General features: G+C 69.2%; 35 protein-coding genes. 1 reads left to right on the forward strand and 34 read right to left on the reverse strand.

Annotated elements, in window-relative coordinates; all coding sequences use genetic code 11:
• Positions 1 to 22: 22 nt before the first annotated feature.
• On the reverse strand, positions 23 to 355 hold the full coding sequence (locus IEY55_RS11280; RefSeq protein ID WP_189056828.1) for a hypothetical protein: 333 nt from the start codon (positions 353 to 355) through the stop codon (positions 23 to 25).
• 600 nt (positions 356 to 955) lie between these two features.
• Between IEY55_RS11280 and IEY55_RS11285 the strand changes: the two genes are divergently transcribed.
• Positions 956 to 1726: a class I SAM-dependent methyltransferase gene (locus IEY55_RS11285; protein ID WP_189056830.1), complete on the forward strand. Its 771-nt coding sequence runs from the start codon at positions 956 to 958 to the stop codon at positions 1724 to 1726.
• A gap of 32 nt (positions 1727 to 1758) precedes the next feature.
• On the opposite strand, the gene truA is transcribed toward IEY55_RS11285, so the two are convergent.
• The 33 genes from truA to rpsJ all read right to left on the reverse strand — a co-directional run bounded on the left by truA (position 1759) and on the right by rpsJ (position 20664).
• Positions 1759 to 2631 (reverse strand): tRNA pseudouridine(38-40) synthase TruA, encoded by an 873-nt coding sequence (gene truA / locus IEY55_RS11290; RefSeq protein ID WP_189056832.1) that lies wholly within the window; start codon positions 2629 to 2631, stop codon positions 1759 to 1761.
• 62 nt (positions 2632 to 2693) lie between these two features.
• Positions 2694 to 3236 (reverse strand): 50S ribosomal protein L17, encoded by a 543-nt coding sequence (gene rplQ / locus IEY55_RS11295; protein WP_189056834.1) that lies wholly within the window; start codon positions 3234 to 3236, stop codon positions 2694 to 2696.
• A 56-nt stretch (positions 3237 to 3292) separates the two neighbouring features.
• Positions 3293 to 4354 (reverse strand): DNA-directed RNA polymerase subunit alpha, encoded by a 1062-nt coding sequence (locus tag IEY55_RS11300; protein ID WP_189056836.1) that lies wholly within the window; start codon positions 4352 to 4354, stop codon positions 3293 to 3295.
• Positions 4355 to 4522: 168 nt separating this feature from the next.
• Positions 4523 to 5128, reverse strand: coding sequence for a 30S ribosomal protein S4 (rpsD, locus tag IEY55_RS11305; protein WP_189056837.1), 606 nt, complete (start codon positions 5126 to 5128; stop codon positions 4523 to 4525).
• Between the two features lie 23 nt (positions 5129 to 5151).
• Entirely contained in the window at positions 5152 to 5559 is a 408-nt protein-coding gene (gene rpsK, locus IEY55_RS11310; protein WP_189056839.1) for a 30S ribosomal protein S11, read from the reverse strand.
• Between the two features lie 29 nt (positions 5560 to 5588).
• Positions 5589 to 5969, reverse strand: a complete 381-nt coding sequence (rpsM, locus tag IEY55_RS11315; protein ID WP_189056841.1) for a 30S ribosomal protein S13 — start codon at positions 5967 to 5969, stop codon at positions 5589 to 5591.
• Between the two features lie 209 nt (positions 5970 to 6178).
• Positions 6179 to 6292, reverse strand: a complete 114-nt coding sequence (gene rpmJ, locus IEY55_RS11320; RefSeq protein ID WP_010148647.1) for a 50S ribosomal protein L36 — start codon at positions 6290 to 6292, stop codon at positions 6179 to 6181.
• 64 nt (positions 6293 to 6356) lie between these two features.
• Positions 6357 to 6578, reverse strand: coding sequence for a translation initiation factor IF-1 (infA, locus tag IEY55_RS11325; RefSeq protein WP_009948665.1), 222 nt, complete (start codon positions 6576 to 6578; stop codon positions 6357 to 6359).
• 330 nt (positions 6579 to 6908) lie between these two features.
• Positions 6909 to 7340 carry a DUF1707 SHOCT-like domain-containing protein gene (locus IEY55_RS11330; RefSeq protein ID WP_189056843.1) on the reverse strand — a complete coding sequence of 144 codons (432 nt, stop codon included), beginning with the start codon at positions 7338 to 7340 and terminating at the stop codon, positions 6909 to 6911.
• A 140-nt stretch (positions 7341 to 7480) separates the two neighbouring features.
• Positions 7481 to 8275, reverse strand: coding sequence for a type I methionyl aminopeptidase (gene map, locus IEY55_RS11335; RefSeq protein ID WP_189057117.1), 795 nt, complete (start codon positions 8273 to 8275; stop codon positions 7481 to 7483).
• Positions 8276 to 8288: 13 nt separating this feature from the next.
• On the reverse strand, positions 8289 to 8843 hold the full coding sequence (locus tag IEY55_RS11340; RefSeq protein ID WP_189056845.1) for an adenylate kinase: 555 nt from the start codon (positions 8841 to 8843) through the stop codon (positions 8289 to 8291).
• A complete protein-coding gene (gene secY, locus IEY55_RS11345; RefSeq protein WP_189056847.1) occupies positions 8843 to 10153 on the reverse strand; it encodes a preprotein translocase subunit SecY in 1311 nt (436 codons plus the stop codon). The genes IEY55_RS11340 and secY overlap by 1 nt, the downstream gene beginning before the upstream one ends.
• Positions 10154 to 11012: 859 nt before the next feature.
• Positions 11013 to 11468 (reverse strand): 50S ribosomal protein L15, encoded by a 456-nt coding sequence (gene rplO, locus IEY55_RS11350; protein ID WP_189056849.1) that lies wholly within the window; start codon positions 11466 to 11468, stop codon positions 11013 to 11015.
• On the reverse strand, positions 11468 to 11653 hold the full coding sequence (gene rpmD, locus IEY55_RS11355; RefSeq protein ID WP_189057119.1) for a 50S ribosomal protein L30: 186 nt from the start codon (positions 11651 to 11653) through the stop codon (positions 11468 to 11470). The genes rplO and rpmD overlap by 1 nt, the downstream gene beginning before the upstream one ends.
• Before the next feature lie 5 nt (positions 11654 to 11658).
• Positions 11659 to 12261 carry a 30S ribosomal protein S5 gene (rpsE, locus tag IEY55_RS11360; protein WP_189056851.1) on the reverse strand — a complete coding sequence of 201 codons (603 nt, stop codon included), beginning with the start codon at positions 12259 to 12261 and terminating at the stop codon, positions 11659 to 11661.
• A gap of 43 nt (positions 12262 to 12304) precedes the next feature.
• On the reverse strand, positions 12305 to 12706 hold the full coding sequence (gene rplR / locus IEY55_RS11365) for a 50S ribosomal protein L18 (RefSeq protein WP_189056852.1): 402 nt from the start codon (positions 12704 to 12706) through the stop codon (positions 12305 to 12307).
• 2 nt (positions 12707 to 12708) lie between these two features.
• Positions 12709 to 13248, reverse strand: a complete 540-nt coding sequence (gene rplF / locus IEY55_RS11370) for a 50S ribosomal protein L6 (protein ID WP_189056854.1) — start codon at positions 13246 to 13248, stop codon at positions 12709 to 12711.
• Between the two features lie 17 nt (positions 13249 to 13265).
• Positions 13266 to 13664, reverse strand: a complete 399-nt coding sequence (gene rpsH, locus IEY55_RS11375) for a 30S ribosomal protein S8 (protein ID WP_189056856.1) — start codon at positions 13662 to 13664, stop codon at positions 13266 to 13268.
• A gap of 93 nt (positions 13665 to 13757) precedes the next feature.
• Positions 13758 to 13943: a type Z 30S ribosomal protein S14 gene (locus IEY55_RS11380; protein ID WP_189056858.1), complete on the reverse strand. Its 186-nt coding sequence runs from the start codon at positions 13941 to 13943 to the stop codon at positions 13758 to 13760.
• A 2-nt stretch (positions 13944 to 13945) separates the two neighbouring features.
• On the reverse strand, positions 13946 to 14509 hold the full coding sequence (gene rplE / locus IEY55_RS11385; protein ID WP_189056860.1) for a 50S ribosomal protein L5: 564 nt from the start codon (positions 14507 to 14509) through the stop codon (positions 13946 to 13948).
• Between the two features lie 2 nt (positions 14510 to 14511).
• On the reverse strand, positions 14512 to 14826 hold the full coding sequence (gene rplX, locus IEY55_RS11390) for a 50S ribosomal protein L24 (protein WP_189056862.1): 315 nt from the start codon (positions 14824 to 14826) through the stop codon (positions 14512 to 14514).
• Positions 14826 to 15194: a 50S ribosomal protein L14 gene (rplN, locus tag IEY55_RS11395; RefSeq protein ID WP_189056864.1), complete on the reverse strand. Its 369-nt coding sequence runs from the start codon at positions 15192 to 15194 to the stop codon at positions 14826 to 14828. The genes rplX and rplN overlap by 1 nt, the downstream gene beginning before the upstream one ends.
• A 63-nt stretch (positions 15195 to 15257) precedes the next feature.
• Complete coding sequence (gene rpsQ, locus IEY55_RS11400) at positions 15258 to 15539, reverse strand: 30S ribosomal protein S17 (RefSeq protein ID WP_268239297.1); 282 nt, start codon at positions 15537 to 15539, stop codon at positions 15258 to 15260.
• Positions 15536 to 15775, reverse strand: coding sequence for a 50S ribosomal protein L29 (rpmC, locus tag IEY55_RS11405; RefSeq protein ID WP_189056866.1), 240 nt, complete (start codon positions 15773 to 15775; stop codon positions 15536 to 15538). The genes rpsQ and rpmC overlap by 4 nt, the downstream gene beginning before the upstream one ends.
• Positions 15775 to 16194, reverse strand: coding sequence for a 50S ribosomal protein L16 (gene rplP, locus IEY55_RS11410; RefSeq protein ID WP_189056868.1), 420 nt, complete (start codon positions 16192 to 16194; stop codon positions 15775 to 15777). Before rplP ends, rpmC begins: the two co-directional genes overlap by 1 nt.
• Positions 16195 to 16197: 3 nt before the next feature.
• A complete protein-coding gene (rpsC, locus tag IEY55_RS11415; RefSeq protein ID WP_189056870.1) occupies positions 16198 to 17055 on the reverse strand; it encodes a 30S ribosomal protein S3 in 858 nt (285 codons plus the stop codon).
• A complete protein-coding gene (gene rplV / locus IEY55_RS11420) occupies positions 17055 to 17480 on the reverse strand; it encodes a 50S ribosomal protein L22 (RefSeq protein ID WP_189056872.1) in 426 nt (141 codons plus the stop codon). The genes rpsC and rplV overlap by 1 nt, the downstream gene beginning before the upstream one ends.
• Positions 17481 to 17521: 41 nt before the next feature.
• Positions 17522 to 17803 carry a 30S ribosomal protein S19 gene (gene rpsS / locus IEY55_RS11425; protein WP_189056874.1) on the reverse strand — a complete coding sequence of 94 codons (282 nt, stop codon included), beginning with the start codon at positions 17801 to 17803 and terminating at the stop codon, positions 17522 to 17524.
• Between the two features lie 18 nt (positions 17804 to 17821).
• Complete coding sequence (rplB, locus tag IEY55_RS11430; RefSeq protein ID WP_189056876.1) at positions 17822 to 18658, reverse strand: 50S ribosomal protein L2; 837 nt, start codon at positions 18656 to 18658, stop codon at positions 17822 to 17824.
• Between the two features lie 47 nt (positions 18659 to 18705).
• Positions 18706 to 19005, reverse strand: coding sequence for a 50S ribosomal protein L23 (rplW, locus tag IEY55_RS11435; protein WP_229686273.1), 300 nt, complete (start codon positions 19003 to 19005; stop codon positions 18706 to 18708).
• On the reverse strand, positions 19002 to 19685 hold the full coding sequence (gene rplD, locus IEY55_RS11440; protein ID WP_189056878.1) for a 50S ribosomal protein L4: 684 nt from the start codon (positions 19683 to 19685) through the stop codon (positions 19002 to 19004). Before rplD ends, rplW begins: the two co-directional genes overlap by 4 nt.
• Complete coding sequence (gene rplC / locus IEY55_RS11445) at positions 19682 to 20335, reverse strand: 50S ribosomal protein L3 (protein WP_189056879.1); 654 nt, start codon at positions 20333 to 20335, stop codon at positions 19682 to 19684. Before rplC ends, rplD begins: the two co-directional genes overlap by 4 nt.
• A 23-nt stretch (positions 20336 to 20358) precedes the next feature.
• Positions 20359 to 20664, reverse strand: a complete 306-nt coding sequence (gene rpsJ / locus IEY55_RS11450; RefSeq protein ID WP_003938093.1) for a 30S ribosomal protein S10 — start codon at positions 20662 to 20664, stop codon at positions 20359 to 20361.
• Between the last annotated feature and the right edge of the window lie 144 nt (positions 20665 to 20808).

The raw sequence follows: 20808 nt of genomic DNA on the forward strand, positions 1-20808 counted from the left end.
GGCTAGCACGTCCGCTGTGCGGCTACGGCTTGATGTAGGTGAGGGCGATGACGAGCACATCCAGCTCGCCCTCGTAGTTGTCGTCCCAGTCGCCGGAGTGGTCGCGGAGCCCGAACTCCACGTCGACCTCCACGACCCTGGGCGAATGCGGCGAAATGCGGACGTTCGTAATACGGTGATACAACAGATGGACCGAGTGATCACTGCCGGTGAATTCGGCACGGAACCCCCGGACCGCAGCCTCGGCCTCATAAACCGGGTAGTCGAAGTGGAAGTCCAGCGTCGCTTTTCGCGGCCCACCCTTGTAGGTACTGAACTGCTCCGTGCGTGTCTGAAAACTAACCCCGAGCGCCATGGCACCCTCCCTCGTCGGAGTAGCGCGACTTCTGCGGGAACCCCATTTCTGTTCAAATTCCAGCACCTGGTACCACGCTATCGCCGAAGACCACGGCTGACACCTGCGATTATCGAGGGACCCACGCATATCCCGGCGCTACAGGACGTGATCACCGCTGGTCAACGACCCACAGTAAGCATCGGGCGTACTTTACTCGTCACGTTTCTTCACACGTTCGCCGCCATGTGTTGACCGGCACCGCTGCTCTGACACAGTGAAGCCTCCCCCACACACGAAACACATCCCGAAGATGCCGAACAATATCGTGTTGTGGACCATCAATGCTGCACTGAAAGAGAGACCTCCGATGTCGGACGGGCATCCTTTCTCGCCCCTTCGGACCAGTACGCAGGAACCAGGAACAAGAAGCGGCGATCTGCCCTCGTCCCAGAAGGTGACCTACCCCCTGAAGGTGACGCCGGTGTCCCCATGCTCCGACAACGGGCCCCATGCCGTGGACCCCGAACGTGCGGGGCGCCATACTCCCAGCAGCTATCGTGGCGGTCCGTACGCGGTCCGTGACCGAGAGGTAGCCCGTCCTGGAGAGAGTGAGGGGCCATGACCGACCAACAGTCGAGGTTCGACGGACTCTCCGCGGACTACGACCGGTTCCGTCCCCGCTATCCGACCGATCTCCTGCAGAAGATCGTCGAGAAGCTGCCCGCGACCGACAACCTGTACGTCATCGACGCCGGAGCGGGCACCGGTATCGCACTCGAAGGGCTCATCCCGCTCCTCGGCCCGGGCTGCACCTACCAGGCCGTCGATATCTCGACCGACATGGTGGCCGCCGGCCGGAGCAAACTTCCCCAGGTGGAGTGGCGCCTGGAACCTGTCGAGCCATTCCTGGAAACCGCCCCTGACGTCGACCTGATCACCGCGGCGCAGTCCTTCCAGTGGATGGACCGTCCCGGCTTTCTCCGCGCGGCGGCGACCTGCCTGAAGCCTGCGGGCGTGCTCGCGGTGCTCCAGAACAACCGGAGCTCCACCGAAAGCCCGTTCCTCGATGCGTACGAGACGCTCCTCGAGGAGTACAGCCCGGGCTACACCCGTGACTACCGGGACTTCGACTACGCCGCGGAACTCACTGACGCCTTCGCTCCCTCGGCAGGCACGGTGGAGGTCGTCCGGACCACGTGGTCGCGAATCATGACGCCGAGCGACTTCATCGGCATGGCGCGCTCATCCACCCAGGTCCAGCGGGCCATCTCCACCCACGGCGCCACGTTCCTCGACCGGCTCACCGCCCTCACCCGGGACGCCGCCAGCGACGGCACCCTGACGATCCCCTACCGGAGCGAGCTCTTTCTCGCACAGGTTGCGGCCTAGCGCGGCGGGCCAAGGCTCGGACGGGCCTTCGCTCAGGCGTGCGGCGGGACCCGCAGCCGTCGCGTCGCCGTGGCCCGCGCGGCCAGTTCCTCGTCCGGCGGATAGTCCACGCCCACGAGCGTCAGGCCGTGGGCCGGCGCAACAGTCACCGAGTTCGCGCGCTCGGTCGTGGTGAGCAACGACGCCGGCCAGTCCACGGGACGCCGCCCCTCCCCCACCGCGAGCAACGCGCCCACGAGGCTGCGCACCATGGAGTGGCAGAACGCGTCGGCCGACACGAAAGCCGTCAGATAGTGCCCGTCGCGTACCCACTCCAGCCGCTGCAGCTCCCGCACGGTCGTCGCACCGTCACGCTGCTTACAGAAGGCGACAAAGTCGTGTTCGCCGAGCAGTCGGGCGGCGGCATCGTTCGTCGCAGTCAGGTCGACCGGACGCGGCCACCCCACAACGTCCTTGCGCCGCAGGGGATCCACACCCCACGGCGCATCACACACGCGGTACTCGTAGTGCCGGCGCAGAGCGGAGAACCGGGCGTCGAAGCCCTCCGGCGCGAACCGCACCGAGTAGATGCGCACATCCTCGGGCAGCAAGCGGTTCAGCCGTCGCGCCAGATGGTCCACAACGGACTCCGGAGAAAGCGTCCCGTCGCCCGTGTCCCGGCCGCGCTGGGGAAGCGTGCTCGGCAGGTCAGCATGCACCACCTGCCCCGTGGCATGCACGCCCGCATCGGTGCGGCCGGCCACCGTCAGCGCGACCTCGACCCGCAGCAGCCGGGCCAGTGCCGCCTCCAACTCGCCCTGCACCGTCCGTCGGCCGGGCTGCCTGGCCCAACCGGAGAAGTCCGTGCCGTCGTAGCCGAGATCGAGCCGGATCCGGCGGAGCGCCCCGTCCGGTGCAGGGTGCATGCCAACGAGCCCGCCACCCCCGGTCGGGGTGGCGGGCTCGTCGTACGGTCCCGGGCGAGTCGTCAGGACTCGTCCTTCTTCTCGCCGGTCTCGTCGGCCTTGGCCGCCGCCGGCTGCTCGGCCTCGGGCTGCTCCGCCGCATCCTCGGCGGCCTCCTCGGCCTTCGCGGTCTCGGCCGGCTTGGCCTCGGCCTTGGCGTCCTTGGCGAACTTGGTGCCGCGCGCCTTCTCCGCCTCGGCGGTCGCGGTCTTCTCCTGCACCAGCTCGATGACCGCCATCTTGGCGTTGTCGCCCTTACGCGGCATCGTCTTCGTGATGCGGGTGTAGCCGCCGTTGCGCTCCGCGAAGTGCGGCCCGATCTCCGCGAACAGCTTGTGCAGCACATCCTTGTCGCGGATGATCCGCAGCACCTGGCGACGGTTGTGCAGGTCGCCCCGCTTCGCCTTGCTGATCAGCCGCTCGGCGAGCGGGCGAAGCCGGCGCGCCTTCGCCTCGGTCGTCTGGATCTTGCCGTGCTCGAACAGAGACGTGGCCAGGTTGGCCAGCATCATCCGCTCGTGGGCGGGCGACCCGCCGAGACGGCGGCCCTTGGTGGGCTTGGGCATCGGTTGCTCCTCTTACACTCCTGGAGGCCCCGTGTGACCGGCGAGGCGGCCACGCGTCAGAGCTGCTCCGTCTCCGCGTAGTCGTGACCGTCGTCGTTGCCGTGGTCGGTGGTGCCGCTGGCCGGCGCCGACCAGCCCTCCGTCGGGTACTCGGAGGCGGCCGCGGTCGGGTCGAACCCGGGCGGGCTGTCCTTGAGCGCCAGGCCCAGGCCGGCCAGCTTCATCTTGACCTCGTCGATCGACTTCGCGCCGAAGTTGCGGATGTCCAGCAGGTCGGCCTCGCTGCGCGAGACCAGCTCGCCGACGGTGTGGATGCCCTCCCGCTTGAGGCAGTTGTAGGAGCGCACCGTCAGGTCGAGGTCCTCGATCGGCATGGCGAACGCGGCGATGGTGTCCGCCTCGGCCGGCGACGGGCCGATCTCGATGCCCTCGGCGTCCACGTTCAGCTCGCGCGCCAGGCCGAACAGCTCGACCAGGGTCTTGCCGGCCGAGGCCAGCGCGTCCCGCGGCGTGATCGAGGGCTTGGTCTCCACGTCGAGGATCAGCTTGTCGAAGTCGGTCCGCTGCTCGACACGGGTCGCCTCGACCTTGTAGGTCACCTTCAGCACCGGCGAGTAGATCGAGTCCACCGGGACCCGGCCGATCTCGGCGCCCGCCTGCTTGTTCTGCACGGCGGGGACGTAGCCGCGGCCGCGCTCGACGACGAGCTCGATCTCCAGCTTGCCCTTCGCGTTCAGGCTCGCGATGTGCAGGTCCGGGTTGTGCACGGTGACGCCGGCCGGCGGCACGATGTCGCCGGCGGTGACCTCTCCCGGGCCCTGCTTGCGCAGGTACATGGTCACCGGCTCGTCCTCCTCGGAGCTGACCACGAGCTCCTTGAGGTTGAGGATGATGTCGGTGACGTCCTCCTTGACCCCCGGCACGGTGGTGAACTCGTGCAGCACGCCGTCGATGCGGATGCTGGTCACGGCCGCGCCCGGGATGGAGGACAGCAGCGTACGCCGCAGCGAGTTACCGAGCGTGTAACCGAAGCCCGGCTCGAGCGGCTCGATGACGAACCGGGAGCGGGTCTCGTTGACCGGCTCCTCGGTCAGCGTGGGTCGCTGGGAGATCAGCACTGTCTTCTTCCTTTCCTACCGGCGCCCGCCATATGACGCCGACGGATGGCGGCGGGAGGAGCCGGGAACGCGTCCCGGCGACTCCCGCGGGGCGACGGCACACCCTTCGTGCCGTGCCGACCCGGCGCCGGGGGAGGCGGGCCGGACGGCCGCCTCCCCCGGGTCGGGTCACTTCGAGTAGAGCTCGACGATGAGCTGCTCCTGGACCGGCACGTCGATCTGCGCGCGCTCCGGGAGCTGGTGCACCAGGATGCGCAGGTTCGACGGCACGACCTGCAGCCAGGCCGGAACCGGCCGCTCGCCCAGCGCCTCCTTGGCCGCCACGAACGGCAGCGTCTTCAGCGACTTGGGCTTGACGTCGATGAGGTCGTACTGCGACACCCGGTAGCTGGGGATGTTCACCTTCTGCCCGTTGACCAGGAAGTGGCCGTGGCTGACCAGCTGTCGGGCCTGCCGGCGGGTACGGGCCAGGCCGGCGCGGTAGACCACGTTGTCCAGCCGGGTCTCCAGGATCCGCAGCAGGTTCTCACCGGTCTTGCCGGGGCGGCGCACCGCCTCCTCGTAGTACCGGCGGAACTGCCGCTCCAGGACGCCGTAGGTGAAGCGGGCCTTCTGCTTCTCCTGCTTCTGCAGCAGGTACTCGCTCTCCTTGGTCCGCGCGCGGCCGTGCTGGCCCGGCGGGTAGGGGCGACGCTCGAAGGCCTGGTCGCCGCCGACCAGGTCGACCTTGAGCCGGCGGGACTTGCGGGTGATGGGTCCGGTGTAACGAGCCATTGGTAGCTACTCCTCCCCGCGCCTCAGACCCGGCGCCGCTTCGGCGGCCGGCAGCCGTTGTGCGGCTGCGGGGTCACGTCCTGGATGGTGCCGACCTCGAGGCCGGCGGCCTGCAGCGAGCGGATCGCGGTCTCGCGACCCGAGCCGGGGCCCTTGACGAACACGTCGACCTTGCGCATGCCGTGCTCGGCGGCCTTGCGCGCGGCGTTCTCGGCGGCCATCTGCGCGGCGAACGGGGTGGACTTGCGGGAGCCCTTGAACCCGACGTGGCCGGCGGAGGCCCAGGAGATCACGTTCCCGGTCGGGTCCGTGATGGACACGATGGTGTTGTTGAACGTGCTCTTGATGTGGGCGTGGCCGTGCGTGACGTTCTTCTTCTCCTTGCGCCGGACCTTCTTGACGCCGGCACCGGAGCGAGACTTCGGTGGCATATCTGCGGTGCTCTCCTAAGCCTGCGGGGCTACTTCTTCCCGGCCTTCTTCTTGCCGGCGACGGTCTTCTTCGGGCCCTTGCGGGTGCGGGCGTTGGTCTTCGTCCGCTGGCCACGCACCGGGAGCCCGCGGCGCCACCGCAGGCCCTGGTAGCACCCGATCTCGATCTTCCGGCGGATGTCGGCCTGGACCTCGCGGCGGAGGTCACCCTCAACCTTGTAGTTGTTCTCGATGAAGTCACGCAGCTTGGTGACGTCGTCGTCGGTCAGGTCCCTGGCGCGCAGGTCCGGGTTGATACCGGTGGCGGTCAGGATCTCCTTGGACCGGGTCTTGCCGATCCCGAAGATGTAGGTCAGCGCGATCTCCATCCGCTTCTCGCGGGGGAGGTCGACGCCGGAAACCCGTGCCATGTGGCGCGTTCTCCTTCTTCTGCCTGCTCCAGGTCTGCTCCCCGCCCGCCCCGGGAGCGGCGCGCCTGCCGTACCGACTCCTGGTCGGTGTCCCGGGCCCCGGCCTGGAGACCGGGGGTTGGTCGGGCCCTGGCGGGCCCGGTAGGTGCGGGGAGGTCTTGTCACATTGCAGCGTCCTGGTGAAGACCCCGACGCGGCAAGGCCGGTGATCAGCCCTGGCGCTGCTTGTGGCGCAGGTTCTCGCAGATCACCATGACCCGGCCGTGCCGCCGGATCACCTTGCACTTGTCGCAGATCTTCTTGACGCTCGGCTGGACCTTCACGGTCGTGATCTCCTGCTGGGCCGCGTGCCCGGGCCGGGCCCGGGCACCAAGAACGTCACTGCGGTCACTTGTAGCGGTAGACGATGCGGCCGCGAGACAGGTCGTAGGGCGAGAGCTCCACGACTACCCGGTCCTCCGGCAGGATGCGGATGTAGTGCTGCCGCATCTTGCCGCTGATGTGTGCGAGGACCTTGTGTCCGTTCTCCAACTCGACGCGGAACATCGCGTTGGGTAGCGGCTCGATCACGCGGCCCTCGACCTCGATGGCCCCGTCCTTCTTGCCCATGTCCTCCGCGTTTCGTGACGGTGCGAGTAGGGTCACACCCGACCCCACCGGGGGCGGGGCAGAGTGGTGGGCGCACGCCGCTCCGGCTCCGGAAACGTCACGAGATGCGGGTGCAACGCGCACGACGGAACCGGCGCAGGGTACGCGCCGACAAGCCAGTGTAGGCACAGCTCGCCCCGGCCACCAAATCGGCCCCCACCCCGACCAGCGATGGACTTTCGTCACGGAACGTAATCGGCGGGGCAATCGGTGGCCTCGGGCGGGGAGCCGCCGGGTGGCCGCGCGGCCCGACGCGGCGCTCTGCTGCCGGGCGAGCTCGGCTTAACGGCGTTACGGAAGAGGGCGGGGCCCTTCCGGGCCGCGTTTCCGGCCGATCCCGATCCCCCACAGCACCGCGAGGACCGCGCCCGGTGGCCCGGCCACCCACACCCACCAGGGGTGGACCCACTCGACCGTGATCCCGACCAGGACCCAGATGGTCAGGTTCACCGCGCTCAGCGCCGCCCAGATGATGGCCAGGACCTTCATCGCGGTGCGGCCGGGGTTGCGGGCCGGCCGCCGGTCCCGCCACGCCGCGGGCAGGTCGGCGAGCAGCCGGTTCAGCTCGCGCCGGGTCCGGGCGGCCCATGCCACGCGGGTCCGGTCGTCGAACTCGGCCAGGTCGATCAGGCCCGCCTCGTGTGCCTGCCGCAGCGTGTCCTGCATCGCCTTCCGGTCGGCGTCGGAGACGCGCTGGTCGTCCGGGTGCACCAGGTCACTCACCCGGGTGATCCTGCCAGGTCAGGTGCCCAACCGGAGACCGAACGACAGAACCGGCCACCGAGGCCGACCAAGACCACGCGCATGTTCGCCGGCCCCTGGCCGGACGGCCCAGCGCCCAGCGACCCGGGAGCTGGCCGGGCTCAGTCCTCTTCGGGGGCCGTGAGCACCCAGGGCCCGTCCTCGGTGACGGCCACGCTGTGCTCCCAGTGGGCCGCGCGGGAGCCGTCGACCGTGACCACCGTCCACTCGTCGTCCAGCTCCTGGGTCTCCGGCGAGCCCAGGGTCAGCATCGGCTCGATGGCGATCGCCATCCCCACCCGCAGCTTGGGACCCCGGCCCGGCTTGCCGTAGTTGGGCAGGAACGGCTCCATGTGCATCCGGCTGCCGATCCCGTGCCCGCCGTACTCCTGCACGATCCCGTACTCGATGCCGTCCCGCTCCGCCGCGGCGTGCACCGCCGTCTCGATGGCGTGCGAGATGTCGGTCAGCCGACCGCCCGCTCGCACCGCCGCGATCCCGGCCAGCATGGACTCCCGGGTCGCCGCGGACAGCTTGCGGTCGCCCGCGCCGACCTCGCCCACCGCCAGCGTCACCGCCGAGTCGCCGTGCCAGTCGTCCAGGATCGCCCCGCAGTCCACCGACAGCAGGTCACCCTCGGCGAGCACCTGCGCCCGGCTGGGGATGCCGTGCACGATCTGCTCGTTCACCGAGGCGCAGATGGAGGCCGGGAAGCCCTGGTAGCCCTGGAACGAGGGCACCGCACCGGCGTCCCGGATGGTCTGTTCGGCCAGCTCGTCCAGCTCGCCGGTGCTCACCCCGGGCTTGGCGTGCTCGGCCACCGCCGCCAGCGCCCGCGCCACCACCAGGCCGGCGGCCCGCATGGCCGCCAGCTCACCGGCGCTCTTGAGCTCGATACCGCGTCCGCGTCGCAACACCACGAGCCCCGGCTCACGCCTCGTTTGCGCGCAGGGCCTTGAGCGCGCGCTCGCTGATCTCCTCCACCGCGCCGACGGCGTCGATGGTGATCAGGATGTCCTGGTAGTACTCCAGCAGCGGGGCCGTCTCCGACCGGTAGATCTGCTGCCGGCGCCGGATCACGTCCTCGGTGTCGTCGGACCGGCCGCGGGCCAGCAGCCGCTCCACCACGACGTCCTCGGGCACGTCGAACTCCAGCACGGCGTCCAGCCGGGTGCCCCCGCCCGCCAGGACCCCAGCCAGCACCTCCGCCTGCGCGGTGTTGCGGGGGAAGCCGTCGAGCAGGAAGCCGGCCCGCGCGTCGGGTTCCGCCAGCCGCTGTTCGACCATCCGGTTGGTGACGGCGTCGGGCACCAGCTCGCCGGCGTCGAGGTACTGCTTGGCCTCCAGGCCCAGCGGGGTGCGCTGGCCCACGTTGCTGCGGAACAGCTCGCCGGTCGAGATGTGCGGGATGCCGAGCTTCTCGCTCAGCACCGCCGCCTGGGTGCCCTTGCCCGCCCCCGGCGGGCCGATCAGAACGAGTCGCACTAGCGGAGGAACCCTTCGTAGTTGCGCTGCATCAGCTGGCTCTCGATCTGCTTCACGGTGTCGAGGCCCACCCCGACCATGATCAGGACCGCGGTGCCGCCGAACGGGAAGTTCTGCGCCCCGCCTCCCCCGGTCATGTCCAGGAAGAAGTTCGGTAGGACCGCCACGGTACCCAGGTAAATCGAGCCTGGCAGCGTGATGCGGTTCAACACGAAGCCCAGGTACTCCGAGGTCGGCCGGCCGGGCCGGATACCGGGGATGAATCCGCCGAACTTCTTCATCTCGTCGGCCCGCTCGTCCGGGTTGAACGTGACGGCGACGTAGAAGTACGTGAAGAAGACAATCAGCCCGAAGTACATCGAGATGTGCACCCAGTTCGACTGATTGACCAGGTAGGTGTCGATGAACCGGCGCCACTCGGAGACCTCGCCGGTCGGGGAGGCGGCCAGCTGGGACACCAGCTGCGGCAGGTACAGCAGCGACGAGGCGAAGATGACCGGGATCACGCCCGCCTGGTTGACCTTCAACGGCAGGTAGGTGGAGGTCCCGCCGTACATCCGGCGCCCGATCATGCGCTTGGCGTACTGCACCGGGATCCGGCGCTGGCCCTGCTCGACAAAGACGACGCTGGCGATGATGGCGAGGCCGAACACACAGACCACGGCGAAGACGACGCCACCCTGGCCGCGGAGGATGTTGCCGCCCTCGGGCACCAGCCGGGCGGCGATGCCGCTGAAGATCAGCAGCGACATGCCGTTACCCACGCCGCGCTCGGTGATCAGCTCGCCCAGCCACATGATGAGCGCGGTGCCCGCCGTCATGGTGATGACGATGACGACCAGGCTGAACACCGACTGGTCCGGAATGACCGGAACGCTGCAGTTCTGGAAGAGCTGGCCGCGCACGGCCAGGGCCACCACACCGGTCGACTGCAGGACCGCCAGCGCGATGGTCAGGTACCGGGTGTACTGGGTGAGCTTGCCCTGCCCGGCCTGGCCCTCCTTCTTCAGCTGCTCGAACCGCGGGATGACCACGGTGAGCAGCTGCACGATGATGCTCGCCGTGATGTAGGGCATCACGGTGAGCGCGAAGACCGAGAGCTGCAGGAGCGCGCCGCCGCTGAACAGGTTGATCAGCGAGTAGATACCGCTCGACTCGACCTGGGCGGCGCACTCCCTGACGTTCTTGAACGACACGCCAGGCGCCGGCATCGTGGAGCCCAGCCGGTACACCACGACGATCCCGAGGGTGAACAGGATCTTGCGACGCAGATCCGGCGTCGCAAGAGCCGACCGGAAGGCGCTGAGCACGCGGTACCTCCTCGGCATCACCGGTGGCTGACCGGTGAAGACGGCTGGGCCGGCGCGCGGGCCGGCGGTCGGTTCGCAGTCTGGGGCGGCCTGGCGGGCAAGCCGGACGCGCCCGCCCGCTACGGGGCGAAGCGCGCTGACGACTCTAACAGCAAGGACCGGGGCCACGGCCTGCGCCGGTCGGGTTCGAACAGCCCCGCATCCCCCGGGAGGAGGAGACCTGGGTCACCCCGATACGGCGGCCAATGCGGTCCGTGGCCCGGTGACCTGGCCTTGCCCTCATCTCTATCAGAGCGCGGGCCGGAGCCGGCCGCGGCGCTCCCACAATTCACAAAACTTGCCGACAACTCGCGCCGGCTGGCCCTCCGTCGGAGGGCCTGGTCGAAATCCGGATGCGATCGAAAGATCGAGCGGGCGAGCAGACCCGGCCGGAGCCCCGGGGCGTCACCCACAGTGAAACGAAGCTGGGGCACGGGCACCACGAGCGGGCCGACGTGCCGGTCGATCGCGGCCCTTCCGGTCATGCCACCGCACGATGCCCGCCCGCGTCCGGTGCTGCGCTTTCCAGACACACGGGACGAAATGAGGTCGTGTTGAAGCGGGGGTCTTCCTTTGGTCCCACTGCGCCTCGCAACAGGCGCACACGCCGCGCCCCCGGCGGCGAAAAGACGCCACCGCCGTCCGGCTGGGCCGCGCCATCGTCGGCGGCGCGCACAAAACACACCAAGGCCCGGCACACGCGCGAGGCGTGCGCCGGGCCTGGCGGGTGCCAGCCGACCGTGGCCTTGGTTCGACCGCTCGGCCGGGTGCTCGCTCCGCACCTTTCCGGTGCGATGCTCACTCGCTCCCGGCCTCGCGGTCAGGCCGTCGGTCGGAGCTTGGTGACGGTGCCACCGGCGGCGGAGATCTTCTCCGCCGCGCTGCTGGAGAAGGCGTGCGCGGTCACGTCGACCTTCACGCCACCCAGCTCGCCCTCGCCGAGGACCTTCACCGGCTTGTTCCTGCGGACCGCGCCCGCGGCGACCAGCGCGTCCACGTCGACGGTGCCGCCCTGCGGGAACAGCCGGGCGATGTCGCCGACGTTGACGACCTGGTACTCCACGCGGAACCGGTTCTTGAAGCCCTTGAGCTTCGGCAGCCGCATGTGGATGGGCATCTGCCCACCCTCGAACCCGGCCGGCACGTTCTTGCGGGCCTTGGTTCCCTTCGTACCGCGACCGGCGGTCTTGCCCTTGGAGCCCTCACCGCGACCCACGCGGGTCTTGGCGGTCTTGGCGCCGGGGGCCGGGCGCAGGTGGTGGATCTTGATGGTCATCAGTCGCTGACCTCCTCGACCGCCACCAGGTGCCGGACGGTGTGGATCAGGCCGCGCACCTGCGGCGTGTCCTCACGCACGACGGACTGGCGGATCTTGCGCAGGCCCAGCGTGCGCAGCGAGGCGCGCTGGTTCTGCTTGGTGCCGATGGTGCTGCGCACCTGGGTGACCTTCAGCTTCGCCATCGCGTTCACGCCCCCTGCCCTGCGGCTCGGGCCCGCAGCAGACCGGCCGGCGCCACGTCCTCCAGCGGCAGGCCACGGCGGGCCGCCACCTCCTCCGGGCGCTGCAGCTGCTTCAGGGCGGCCACGGTGGCGTGCACGATGTTGATGGCGTTGTCGCTACCCAGCGACTTGCTCAGCACGTCGTGCACACCCGCGCACTCCAGCACGGCACGCACCGGGCCACCGGCGATGACACCGGTACCGGGGGCGGCCGGGCGGAGCAGCACCTGGCCGGCGGCGTCCCGCGCCTCCACCGGGTGCGGGATGGTGCCGGCGATCCGCGGCACGCGGAAGAAGTTCTTCTTGGCTTCCTCCACGCCCTTGGCGATCGCGGCCGGCACCTCCTTGGCCTTGCCGTAGCCGACGCCGACCAGGCCGTCACCGTCGCCGACGACGACCAGCGCGGTGAAGCTGAACCGCCGGCCACCCTTGACGACCTTGGCGACGCGGTTGATCGACACGACGCGCTCGATGTGCGGGGTCTTCTCCTGGGCCGCCCCGCCGCGGCCACCGTCCCGACGGTCGCGGCGCTCGCCGCGCTCGCCGTCACGACGCATGCGTCCAGGCATTAGGCGTCCCTTCCGGTGGTCTGGACCTTGAAAACGTGCACGATCAGAACTCCAGCCCCGCCTCGCGCGCGGCGTCCGCCAGCGCGGCGACCCGGCCGTGGTAGTCGAAGCCGCCCCGGTCGAACACGACCCGGGAGACACCCGCGGCCTTGGCGCGGGCGGCAACCAGCTCGCCGACCTTGGCCGCCTTGGCCTTCTTGTCGCCGGAGACCGTCTTCACGTCGGCCTCCAGGCTGGAGGCCGCCGCCAGGGTGTGCCCCTTGGTGTCGTCGATCAGCTGGGCGACGATGTGCCGCGTGGAGCGGAACACCGCCAGCCGCGGCCGCTCCGGGGTTCCGCTGACGTGCTTGCGGATCCGGTTGTGCCGCTTGATCCGGGCCTCGCGACGCGCCTGGGAGACACCCTTGCCGACGGGGCGGCGCTTCGTAGCAGTGGTCTCGCTCATGCTCACTTACCCGTCTTCCCGACCTTGCGGCGGACGTTCTCGCCCGCGTACCGCACACCCTTGCCCTTGTACGGTTCCGGCTTGCGGATCTTGCGGATGTTGGCCGCAACCTCGCCGACAAGCTGCTTGTCGATGCCCTGCACGGAGAACTTCGTCGTGCCCTCGACCGCGAAGGTGATGCCCTCCGGCGGGTCGACCTTGACCGGGTGGCTGAAGCCCAGCGCGAACTCCAGGGAGCCGCCCTTGAGCTGCACGCGGTAGCCGACGCCGTGGATCTCCAGCTTCTTCTCGTAGCCCTGGCTGACCCCGACGACGAGGTTGTTCAGCAGCGTGCGGTTCAGCCCGTGCAACGCGCGGCTCTTGCGCTCGTCGTCGGGCCGGCTCACCAGCAGCGCGCCGTCCTCGCCACGCTCGACCACGATCGGCTCGTTCACGGTGTGGCTCAGGCTGCCCTTGGGGCCCTTCACCGTCACCTGCTGCCCGTCGATCGTGACCTCCACGCCGGCGGGAACGGGGATCGGCTGCTTACCAACGCGCGACATGCCTTGTTCCCCCTTCCTCACCAGACGTAGGCGAGGACTTCCCCGCCCACACCCTGCTTCGAGGCCTGCCGGTCGGTCAGCAGGCCGGACGACGTGGAGATGATCGCCACGCCCAGCCCACCGAGCACCCTGGGCAGGGTGGTGGACTTGGCGTAGACCCGCAGGCCGGGCTTGGACACGCGGCGCAGGCCGGCGATGCTCCGCTCCCGGTTGGGGCCGTACTTCAGCTCGACGACCAGGTTCTTGCCCTTCTCGCCCTGCTCGGCGCGGAAGCCGGCGATGTAGCCCTCGCGCTGCAGGATCTCGGCAATGTTCGCCTTGAGCTTGGAGTGCGGCATCACGACCTCGTCGTGGTACGCCGCGTTCGCGTTGCGCAGACGCGTCAGCATGTCTGCGACCGGGTCGGTCATCGTCATGGTGACCTAATCAACCTTTCTCGCCGCGGTTCCCCTTCGGTGGGGCCTACAGCGAAGTGGGGGTCCTTGAGCAGGGCATGGCGAGCGAACCTGTTACCAGCTCGACTTGCTCACGCCGGGGAGCTCGCCGCGGTGCGCCATCTCGCGCAGGCACACCCGGCACAGGCCGAACTTGCGGTAGACCGAGTGCGGGCGCCCGCAGCGGTTGCACCGCGTGTAGCCGCGAACCCTGAACTTCGGCTTCCGCGCGGCCTTGTTGATCAGCGCCTTCTTCGCCATGCTCAGTTCTCCTTGAACGGGAAGCCCAGGTGCTTCAGCAGCGCCCGGCCCTCCTCGTCGGTGGTGGCGGTGGTGACGACGGTGATGTCCATGCCGCGCGGGCGGTCGATCGAGTCGGGGTCGATCTCGTGGAACATCGACTGCTCGCTCAGGCCGAACGTGTAGTTGCCGTTGCCGTCGAACTGCTTGGCCGACAGGCCGCGGAAGTCGCGGATACGGGGCAGCGCGATGGTCAGCAGCCGGTCCAGGAACTCCCACATACGGTCGCCGCGCAGCGTCACCCGCGCGCCGATCGGCATGCCCTCGCGCAGCTTGAACTGCGCGATGGACTTCTTGGCCCGGCGGATCTCCGGCCGCTGGCCGGTGATCACCGACAGGTCGCGCACCGCGCCCTCGATCAGCTTGCCGTCGCGGGCGGCGTCGCCGACGCCCATGTTCACGACGACCTTGACCACACCCGGGACCTGCATGGGGTTGGAGTAGGCGAACTCCTCCCGCAGGGCCTTCTTGATCTCCTCGCGGTACCGGGTCTTCAGCCGCGGAACGATCTTCTCAGCCGTGGTCATGCTCAGATGTCCTTACCGTTCCGACGGGAAATGCGGACGCGCTTCCCCTCGTCGTTCGTGCGGTACCCGACCCGGGTCGGCTTGCCGTCGGAGTCCACGACCATCACGTTGCTCACGTGGATCGTGGCCTCCTGGGTCACGATGCCGCCGGACTGCGCACCGCGCTGGGTGCGCGAGACCCGGGTGTGCTTCTTGATGCGGTTCACGCCCTCGACCAAGACCCGCTGCTCCTTGGGGTAGGCCTGGATGACCTTGCCCTTGGCGCCCTTGTCCTTGCCGGCGATGACGACGACCGTGTCGCCCTTCTTCACCTTCATCACAGCACCTCCGGCGCGAGCGAGATGATCTTCATGAACTTCTTCTCGCGCAGCTCCCGGCCGACCGGCCCGAAGATGCGGGTGCCCCGCGGCTCGTTGTCGTTCTTGATGAGAACGGCGGCGTTCTCGTCGAACCGGATGTAGGAGCCGTCCGGGCGGCGCCTCTCCTTGGCGGTGCGGACGACGACGGCCTTGACCACGTCGCCCTTCTTCACGCCGGCGCCCGGAATGGCGTCCTTGACAGTGGCGACGATGATGTCGCCGATGCCCGCGTAGCGCCGCGCCGAACCACCGAGCACCCGGATGCAAAGGATCTCCTTCGCACCGGTGTTGTCGGCGACGCGCAGTCGCGACTCCTGCTGGATCACGTCAACTCCCGACCCTTGCTGGCACGCCAGATTTCCGACCTGGACGTGCGCGGTCCTTCAGTGTTACCTAGCCTTCTCGAGGATCTCCACCAGCCGCCAGCGCTTGGTCGCCGACAGCGGGCGGGTCTCCATCAGCAGCACGCGGTCACCGACGCCGGCAACGTTGCCCTCGTCGTGCGCCTTCACCTTGGAGGTGGAGCGCATGACCTTGCCGTACAGCGGGTGCTTCTTGCGGTCCTCGAGCTGCACCACGATCGTCTTGTCCATCTTGTCGGACACGACGTAGCCCTCGCGGACCTTGCGACGGTTCCGGGTCACGGTCTTCTCGCCCTTGTTCTCGCTCACGCCGCACCCTCACCCTCAGCCGGGGTCACGGACAGGCCCAGCTCACGCTCCCGCATCACGGTGTAGATGCGGGCGATGTCGTGCCGGACGGTCCGCAGCCGGCGGTTGTTGTCGAGCTGCCCGGTGGCCATCTGGAAGCGGAGGTTGAACAGCTCCTCCTTGGCCTCCTTCAGACGCAGCACGAGCTCCTCATCGGTGAGCTCACGCAGCTCAGCGGCGGTGGTACCCGCTGCCATCAGAACTCACCACCCTCACGCGTGACGATGCGGCACTTCATCGGAAGCTTGTGGATCGCGCGGCGCAGCGCCTCGCGGGCCACGGTCTCGTTCGGGAAGCTCATCTCGAAGAGCACCCGACCGGGCTTGACGTTGGCCACCCAGTGCTCCGGCGAGCCCTTACCGGAACCCATCCGGGTCTCGGCCGGCTTCTTGGTCAGCGGGCGGTCCGGGAAGATGTTGATCCAGACCTTGCCGCCACGGCGAATGTGCCGGGTGATGGCGATACGGGCGGACTCGATCTGCCGGTTCGTCACGTAGGCCGGCTCGAGCGCCTGGATTCCGTACTCGCCGAACACCACACGCGTGCCGCCCTTGGCCGCACCCCTGCGGCTCGGGGAGTGCTGCTTGCGGTGCTTGACCTTCCGCGGGATGAGCACTACTCAGCCCTCCGTCTTCTCTGCCGCGGCCGGCTTGCCCTCGGCCGGGGCACCGGCGGCCGCGGCGTCCTGCGCCGTGCTCTGCTGCTGGGCAGCGGCCCGGCCGGCCTCGGTGCTCGTCGCCGTGGTGCCGGAGGCACCGGAGCGGCGACGCCGCTCGCCGCGCTCGCCCCGCTCCCCGCGCTCGCGCCGCGGCGGCCGGGACTCGGCGGCGGTCTCCCGGGCCTTGAGCCCACCCACGAGCTCACCCTTGTAGATCCACACCTTCACGCCGATACGGCCGAACGTGGTGCGGGCCTCGAAGATGCCGTAGTCGATGTCCGCGCGCAGCGTGTGCAGCGGCACCCGGCCCTCGCGGTAGAACTCCGAGCGGGACATCTCGGCGCCGCCCAGCCGGCCCGAACACTGCACCCGGATGCCCTTGACCTGCGGCGACCGCATGGCCGACTGGATGGCCTTGCGCATCGCGCGCCGGAAGGAGACCCGGTTGGACAGCTGCTCGGCCACACCCTGGGCCACCAGCTGCGCGTCCGCCTCGGAGTTCTTCACCTCGAGGATGTTGAGCTGGACCTGCTTGCCGGTCAGCTTCTCCAGCGCGCCGCGGATCCGGTCGGCCTCCGCGCCGCGGCGGCCGATCACGATGCCCGGACGGGCGGTGAAGATGTCCACCCGGACGCGGTCCCGGGTGCGCTCGATCTCCACCTTGGAGATCCCGGCGCGCTCCATGCCCTTCGACAGCATGCGGCGGATCTTGACGTCCTCCGCCACGTACTCCGAGTACTGCTTGTCGGCGTACCAGCGGGACTTCCAATCCGTGGTGATCCCCAGCCGGAAGCCGTGCGGGTTGATCTTCTGACCCACTACCGGGCACTTCCCTTCGCGCTGGTCTTACGGGCCTTCGCCGTTCCGGCCTTCTCGACCGGACGGGACTCGACCTCGACGGTGATGTGGCTGGTCCGCTTGCGGATCCGGTACGCCCGGCCCTGGGCCCGCGGGCGGATCCGCTTCAGCGTCGGCCCCTCGTCCACGTACGCCTGGGAGATCCACAGGGTCTCCGGGTCGAGGTCGAGGTTGTTCTCGGCGTTGGCCATGGCGCTGGCGAGCACCTTCGCGACCGGACCGCTGGCGGCCTGCGGCGCGAACTGGAGCACGCTCAGGGCCTCGCGGGCGTTACGGCCCTTGATCAGCTCGACCACGCGACGCACCTTCATCGGCGTCATGCGGACGTAGCGGGCCCGCGCCACGGCGCGCGGCAGCTCCTCCGCGCCGGCGTCGGTGTTACCCATCGCTGCTAACCCCTTGCTTCTTGGTTCCAGTCACGGCCCGCTCAGCGGCGGCGCGACTTGCGGTCTTCCTTGACGTGGCCCTTGAAGGTGCGGGTCGGGGCGAACTCGCCCAGCTTGTGCCCGACCATGGCCTCGGTGACGAACACCGGGACGTGCTTGCGGCCGTCGTGCACCGCGATCGTGTGCCCCAGCATGTCCGGGATGATCGTGGAACGGCGGGACCAGGTCTTGATGACCTGCTTGGCACCCTTCTCGTTCAGCGCGTCCACCTTCTTGAGCAGGTGGTCATCGACGAAGGGGCCCTTCTTCAGGCTGCGCGGCATCCTTCACTCCCTCCCTGCTCAGCGCTTCTTACCGGTGCGACGGCGCCGGACGATCAGGCGGTCGCTGGGCTTGCCCTTGCGACGCGTCCGACCCTCGGGCTTGCCCTTCGGGTTGACCGGGTGACGGCCACCCGAGGTCTTGCCCTCACCACCACCGTGCGGGTGGTCGACCGGGTTCATGGCCACACCGCGGACGGTCGGGCGCTTGCCCTTCCACCGCATGCGGCCGGCCTTGCCCCAGTTGATGTTCTGGTGCTCGGCGTTGCCCACCTCGCCCACGGTGGCGCGGCAGCGCACGTCCACGTTGCGGATCTCGCCCGAGGGCATCCGCAGCTGGGCGTACATGCCCTCCTTGGCGACCAGCTGCACGCTGGAGCCGGCCGAGCGGGCGATCTTGGCGCCACCGCCCGGGCGCAGCTCGATGGCGTGCACCACGGTGCCGACCGGGATGTTGCGCAGCGGCAGGTTGTTGCCCGGCTTGATGTCGGCCCGCGGACCGTTCTCCACCCGGTCACCCTGGCGGAGCTGGTTCGGGGCGATGATGTAGCGCTTCTCGCCGTCGGCGTAGTGCAGCAGCGCGATGCGCGCGGTGCGGTTCGGGTCGTACTCGATGTGCGCGACCTTGGCCGGCACGCCGTCCTTGTCCGCCCGCCGGAAGTCGATCACGCGGTAGGCCCGCTTGTGCCCACCGCCCCGGTGCCGGGTGGTGATCTTGCCGCGCGCGTTCCGGCCGCCCGACTTGGTCAGGGGGCGGACCAGCGACTTCTCCGGGTGAGACCGGGTGATCTCGGCGAAGTCGGACACGCTCGCGCCACGACGGCCCGGCGTCGTCGGCTTGTACTTGCGGATGCCCATGTCTGCAGCAGTCCTCGTCGTCCTTGCGTCTCGACCGACTCAGCCGCTCACGCGGCCGGGCCGCCGAAGATCTCGATCGGCTTGCTCTCCGGGGAGAGCGTCACGATGGCGCGCTTGGTGTCCTTGCGCTTCCCGAAACCCATCCGGGTCCGCTTGCGCTTGCCCTGGCGGTTGAGCGTGTTCACCGCCACGACCTTCACCCCGAAAATCTTCTCGACCGCGATCTTGATCTCGGTCTTGTTCGCCTCCGGGTGCACCATGAAGGTGTACTTGTTCTCCTCGAGCAGCCCGTAGGACTTCTCGGAGATCACCGGCGCGAGGATCACGTCACGCGGGTCGGGGATCACTTCGCCGCCTCCTCCAGCTCACCGGAGCGCGCGCTGCCCTTGGCGGCCCGGCCGCGGACCGGCCCGGCCAGGAACAGGTTGAACGCGTCCTTGGTGAACACCACGTCGTCGTTGACCAGCACGTCGTAGGTGTTGAGCTGGTCCGGGTGGATCAGGTGCACGTTCGGCAGGTTGCGCAGGCTCAGCCAGGCGATCTCCTCGGCACGGCTGAGCACCACGAGCACCCGCCTGGCCTCGGTGACCTTGGCCAGCGTCTCCTTGGCGGCCTTGGTCGAGGGCTTGTCCCCCCCGACGACGCCGGAGACCACGTGCACGCGGCCGGCCCGGGCCCGGTCGGACAGGGCGCCACGCAGCGCGGCGACCTTCATCTTCTTCGGGGTCCGCTGGCTGTAGTTGCGCGGCGTCGGGCCGTGCACCGTGCCACCGCCGGTGAACTGCGGGGCGCGGATCGAGCCCTGGCGGGCGCGACCGGTGCCCTTCTGCCGGTACGGCTTCTTACCACCGCCGCGGACCTCGCCGCGGGACTTGGTGTCGTGCGTGCCCTGCCGGGCGGCCGCCTCCTGCGCCACCACGACCTGGTGCATCAGCGGGATGTTGGCCTGGACGTCGAAGACGTCGGCGGGCAGCTCGACGGTGCCCTCGGCCTTGCCGTCCGGGGTGCGGATCTCGATCGCGGTCATCGCGCACCACCCTTCGCAGCGGTCTTGACGAACACGAGCCCGCCCTTGGGGCCGGGCACCGCGCCCTTGATCAGCAGCAGGCCGGACTCGCCGTCGACCTGGTGCACCTTCAGGTTCTGCGTGGTGACGCGCTCGTGGCCCATGCGACCGGCCATGCGCACGCCCTTGAACACGCGGCCCGGCGTGGCGCAGCCGCCGATGGAACCGGGCGAGCGGTGCTTGCGCTGGGTGCCGTGGCTGGCGCCCAGACCGCCGAAGCCGTGCCGCTTCATGACACCGGCGAAGCCCTTGCCCTTGCTGGTGCCGACCACGTCGACCAGGGCACCGGCCTCGAACACCTCGGCGGTGATCTCCTGGCCGAGCTCGTACTCCCCGGCGTCGGTGGTGCGCAGCTCCGCGAGGTGGCGGCGTGGGGTCACGCCGGCCTTCTCGAAGTGGCCCTTCTTCGGCTTGTTGACCTTGCGCGGGTCGATGTCGCCGAAGGCGAACTGCACGGCCGAGTAGCCGTCCTTCTCCTGGGTGCGGATCTGGGTGACCACGCACGGCCCCGCCTTCACGACGGTCACCGGGACGACCCGGTTGTTCTCGTCGAAGACCTGGGTCATGCCGAGCTTGGTGCCCAGGATCCCCTTGACTTGCCTGTCAGACATGGGTCCTTGCTCTCCGCACAGCCTTACTGGATGTTGACGTCGACGCTGGCCGGCAGGTCGATGCGCATGAGCGCGTCCACCGTCTTCGGCGTGGGGTCGAGGATGTCGATCAGACGCTTGTGCGTACGCATCTCGAAGTGCTCGCGCGAGTCCTTGTACTTGTGCGGCGAGCGGATGACGCAGTAGACGTTCTTCTCGGTGGGCAGCGGCACCGGCCCGACGACCCGAGCGCCGGTGCGCGTCACGGTCTCGACGATCTTGCGCGCGGACGCGTCGATCGCCTCGTGGTCGTAGGCCTTGAGCCGGATGCGGATCTTCTGTCCCGCCATGGTGGCTTGCCGTTCCTCTTCTCGTACCGCTGCGGTGCGGGTGCCTTACCGGTGGGCCCGAAGGGGACCCAGACCGCGCTTTCCGCCCCTGTTCAGGTGTCACGGTGCCCGGTCCACGCGGTCGGGCGTGTCGCGCCCGTTGGC

The sequence above is a fragment of the Longimycelium tulufanense genome, from assembly GCF_014645795.1.
Classification (GTDB): domain Bacteria; phylum Actinomycetota; class Actinomycetes; order Mycobacteriales; family Pseudonocardiaceae; genus Longimycelium; species Longimycelium tulufanense.

Excerpts from the sequence above, each read along its gene's own strand:
- rpsD (WP_189056837.1), bottom strand. The coding sequence starts at position 5,128 with ATGGCTCGTTACACCGGACCCATCACCCGCAAGTCCCGCCGGCTCAAG.
- rplF (WP_189056854.1), bottom strand. The coding sequence starts at position 13,248 with ATGTCGCGCGTTGGTAAGCAGCCGATCCCCGTTCCCGCCGGCGTGGAG.
- rpsJ (WP_003938093.1), bottom strand. The coding sequence starts at position 20,664 with ATGGCGGGACAGAAGATCCGCATCCGGCTCAAGGCCTACGACCACGAG.
- rpsS (WP_189056874.1), bottom strand. The coding sequence starts at position 17,803 with ATGCCGCGCAGCCTGAAGAAGGGCCCCTTCGTCGATGACCACCTGCTC.
- rplB (WP_189056876.1), bottom strand. The coding sequence starts at position 18,658 with ATGGGCATCCGCAAGTACAAGCCGACGACGCCGGGCCGTCGTGGCGCG.
- truA (WP_189056832.1), bottom strand. The coding sequence starts at position 2,631 with ATGCACCCTGCACCGGACGGGGCGCTCCGCCGGATCCGGCTCGATCTC.
- rplE (WP_189056860.1), bottom strand. The coding sequence starts at position 14,509 with ATGACCACGGCTGAGAAGATCGTTCCGCGGCTGAAGACCCGGTACCGC.
- rpsK (WP_189056839.1), bottom strand. The coding sequence starts at position 5,559 with ATGCCACCGAAGTCTCGCTCCGGTGCCGGCGTCAAGAAGGTCCGGCGC.
- IEY55_RS11380 (WP_189056858.1), bottom strand. The coding sequence starts at position 13,943 with ATGGCGAAGAAGGCGCTGATCAACAAGGCCGCGCGGAAGCCGAAGTTC.
- IEY55_RS11285 (WP_189056830.1), top strand. The coding sequence starts at position 956 with ATGACCGACCAACAGTCGAGGTTCGACGGACTCTCCGCGGACTACGAC.
- rplR (WP_189056852.1), bottom strand. The coding sequence starts at position 12,706 with ATGAGCGAGACCACTGCTACGAAGCGCCGCCCCGTCGGCAAGGGTGTC.
- rplQ (WP_189056834.1), bottom strand. The coding sequence starts at position 3,236 with ATGCCCAAGCCCACCAAGGGCCGCCGTCTCGGCGGGTCGCCCGCCCAC.
- rpmD (WP_189057119.1), bottom strand. The coding sequence starts at position 11,653 with ATGGCGAAGCTGAAGGTCACCCAGGTGCGCAGCACCATCGGCACCAAG.
- rplC (WP_189056879.1), bottom strand. The coding sequence starts at position 20,335 with ATGTCTGACAGGCAAGTCAAGGGGATCCTGGGCACCAAGCTCGGCATG.
- rpsE (WP_189056851.1), bottom strand. The coding sequence starts at position 12,261 with ATGCCTGGACGCATGCGTCGTGACGGCGAGCGCGGCGAGCGCCGCGAC.
- rpsH (WP_189056856.1), bottom strand. The coding sequence starts at position 13,664 with ATGACGATGACCGACCCGGTCGCAGACATGCTGACGCGTCTGCGCAAC.
- rpmC (WP_189056866.1), bottom strand. The coding sequence starts at position 15,775 with ATGGCAGCGGGTACCACCGCCGCTGAGCTGCGTGAGCTCACCGATGAG.
- rplO (WP_189056849.1), bottom strand. The coding sequence starts at position 11,468 with ATGACCATCAAGATCCACCACCTGCGCCCGGCCCCCGGCGCCAAGACC.
- rpsM (WP_189056841.1), bottom strand. The coding sequence starts at position 5,969 with ATGGCACGGGTTTCCGGCGTCGACCTCCCCCGCGAGAAGCGGATGGAG.
- rplX (WP_189056862.1), bottom strand. The coding sequence starts at position 14,826 with ATGAAGGTGAAGAAGGGCGACACGGTCGTCGTCATCGCCGGCAAGGAC.
- rplV (WP_189056872.1), bottom strand. The coding sequence starts at position 17,480 with ATGGGTAACACCGACGCCGGCGCGGAGGAGCTGCCGCGCGCCGTGGCG.
- infA (WP_009948665.1), bottom strand. The coding sequence starts at position 6,578 with ATGGGCAAGAAGGACGGGGCCATCGAGGTCGAGGGCCGCGTGATCGAG.
- rplD (WP_189056878.1), bottom strand. The coding sequence starts at position 19,685 with ATGACCGCGATCGAGATCCGCACCCCGGACGGCAAGGCCGAGGGCACC.
- IEY55_RS11280 (WP_189056828.1), bottom strand. The coding sequence starts at position 355 with ATGGCGCTCGGGGTTAGTTTTCAGACACGCACGGAGCAGTTCAGTACC.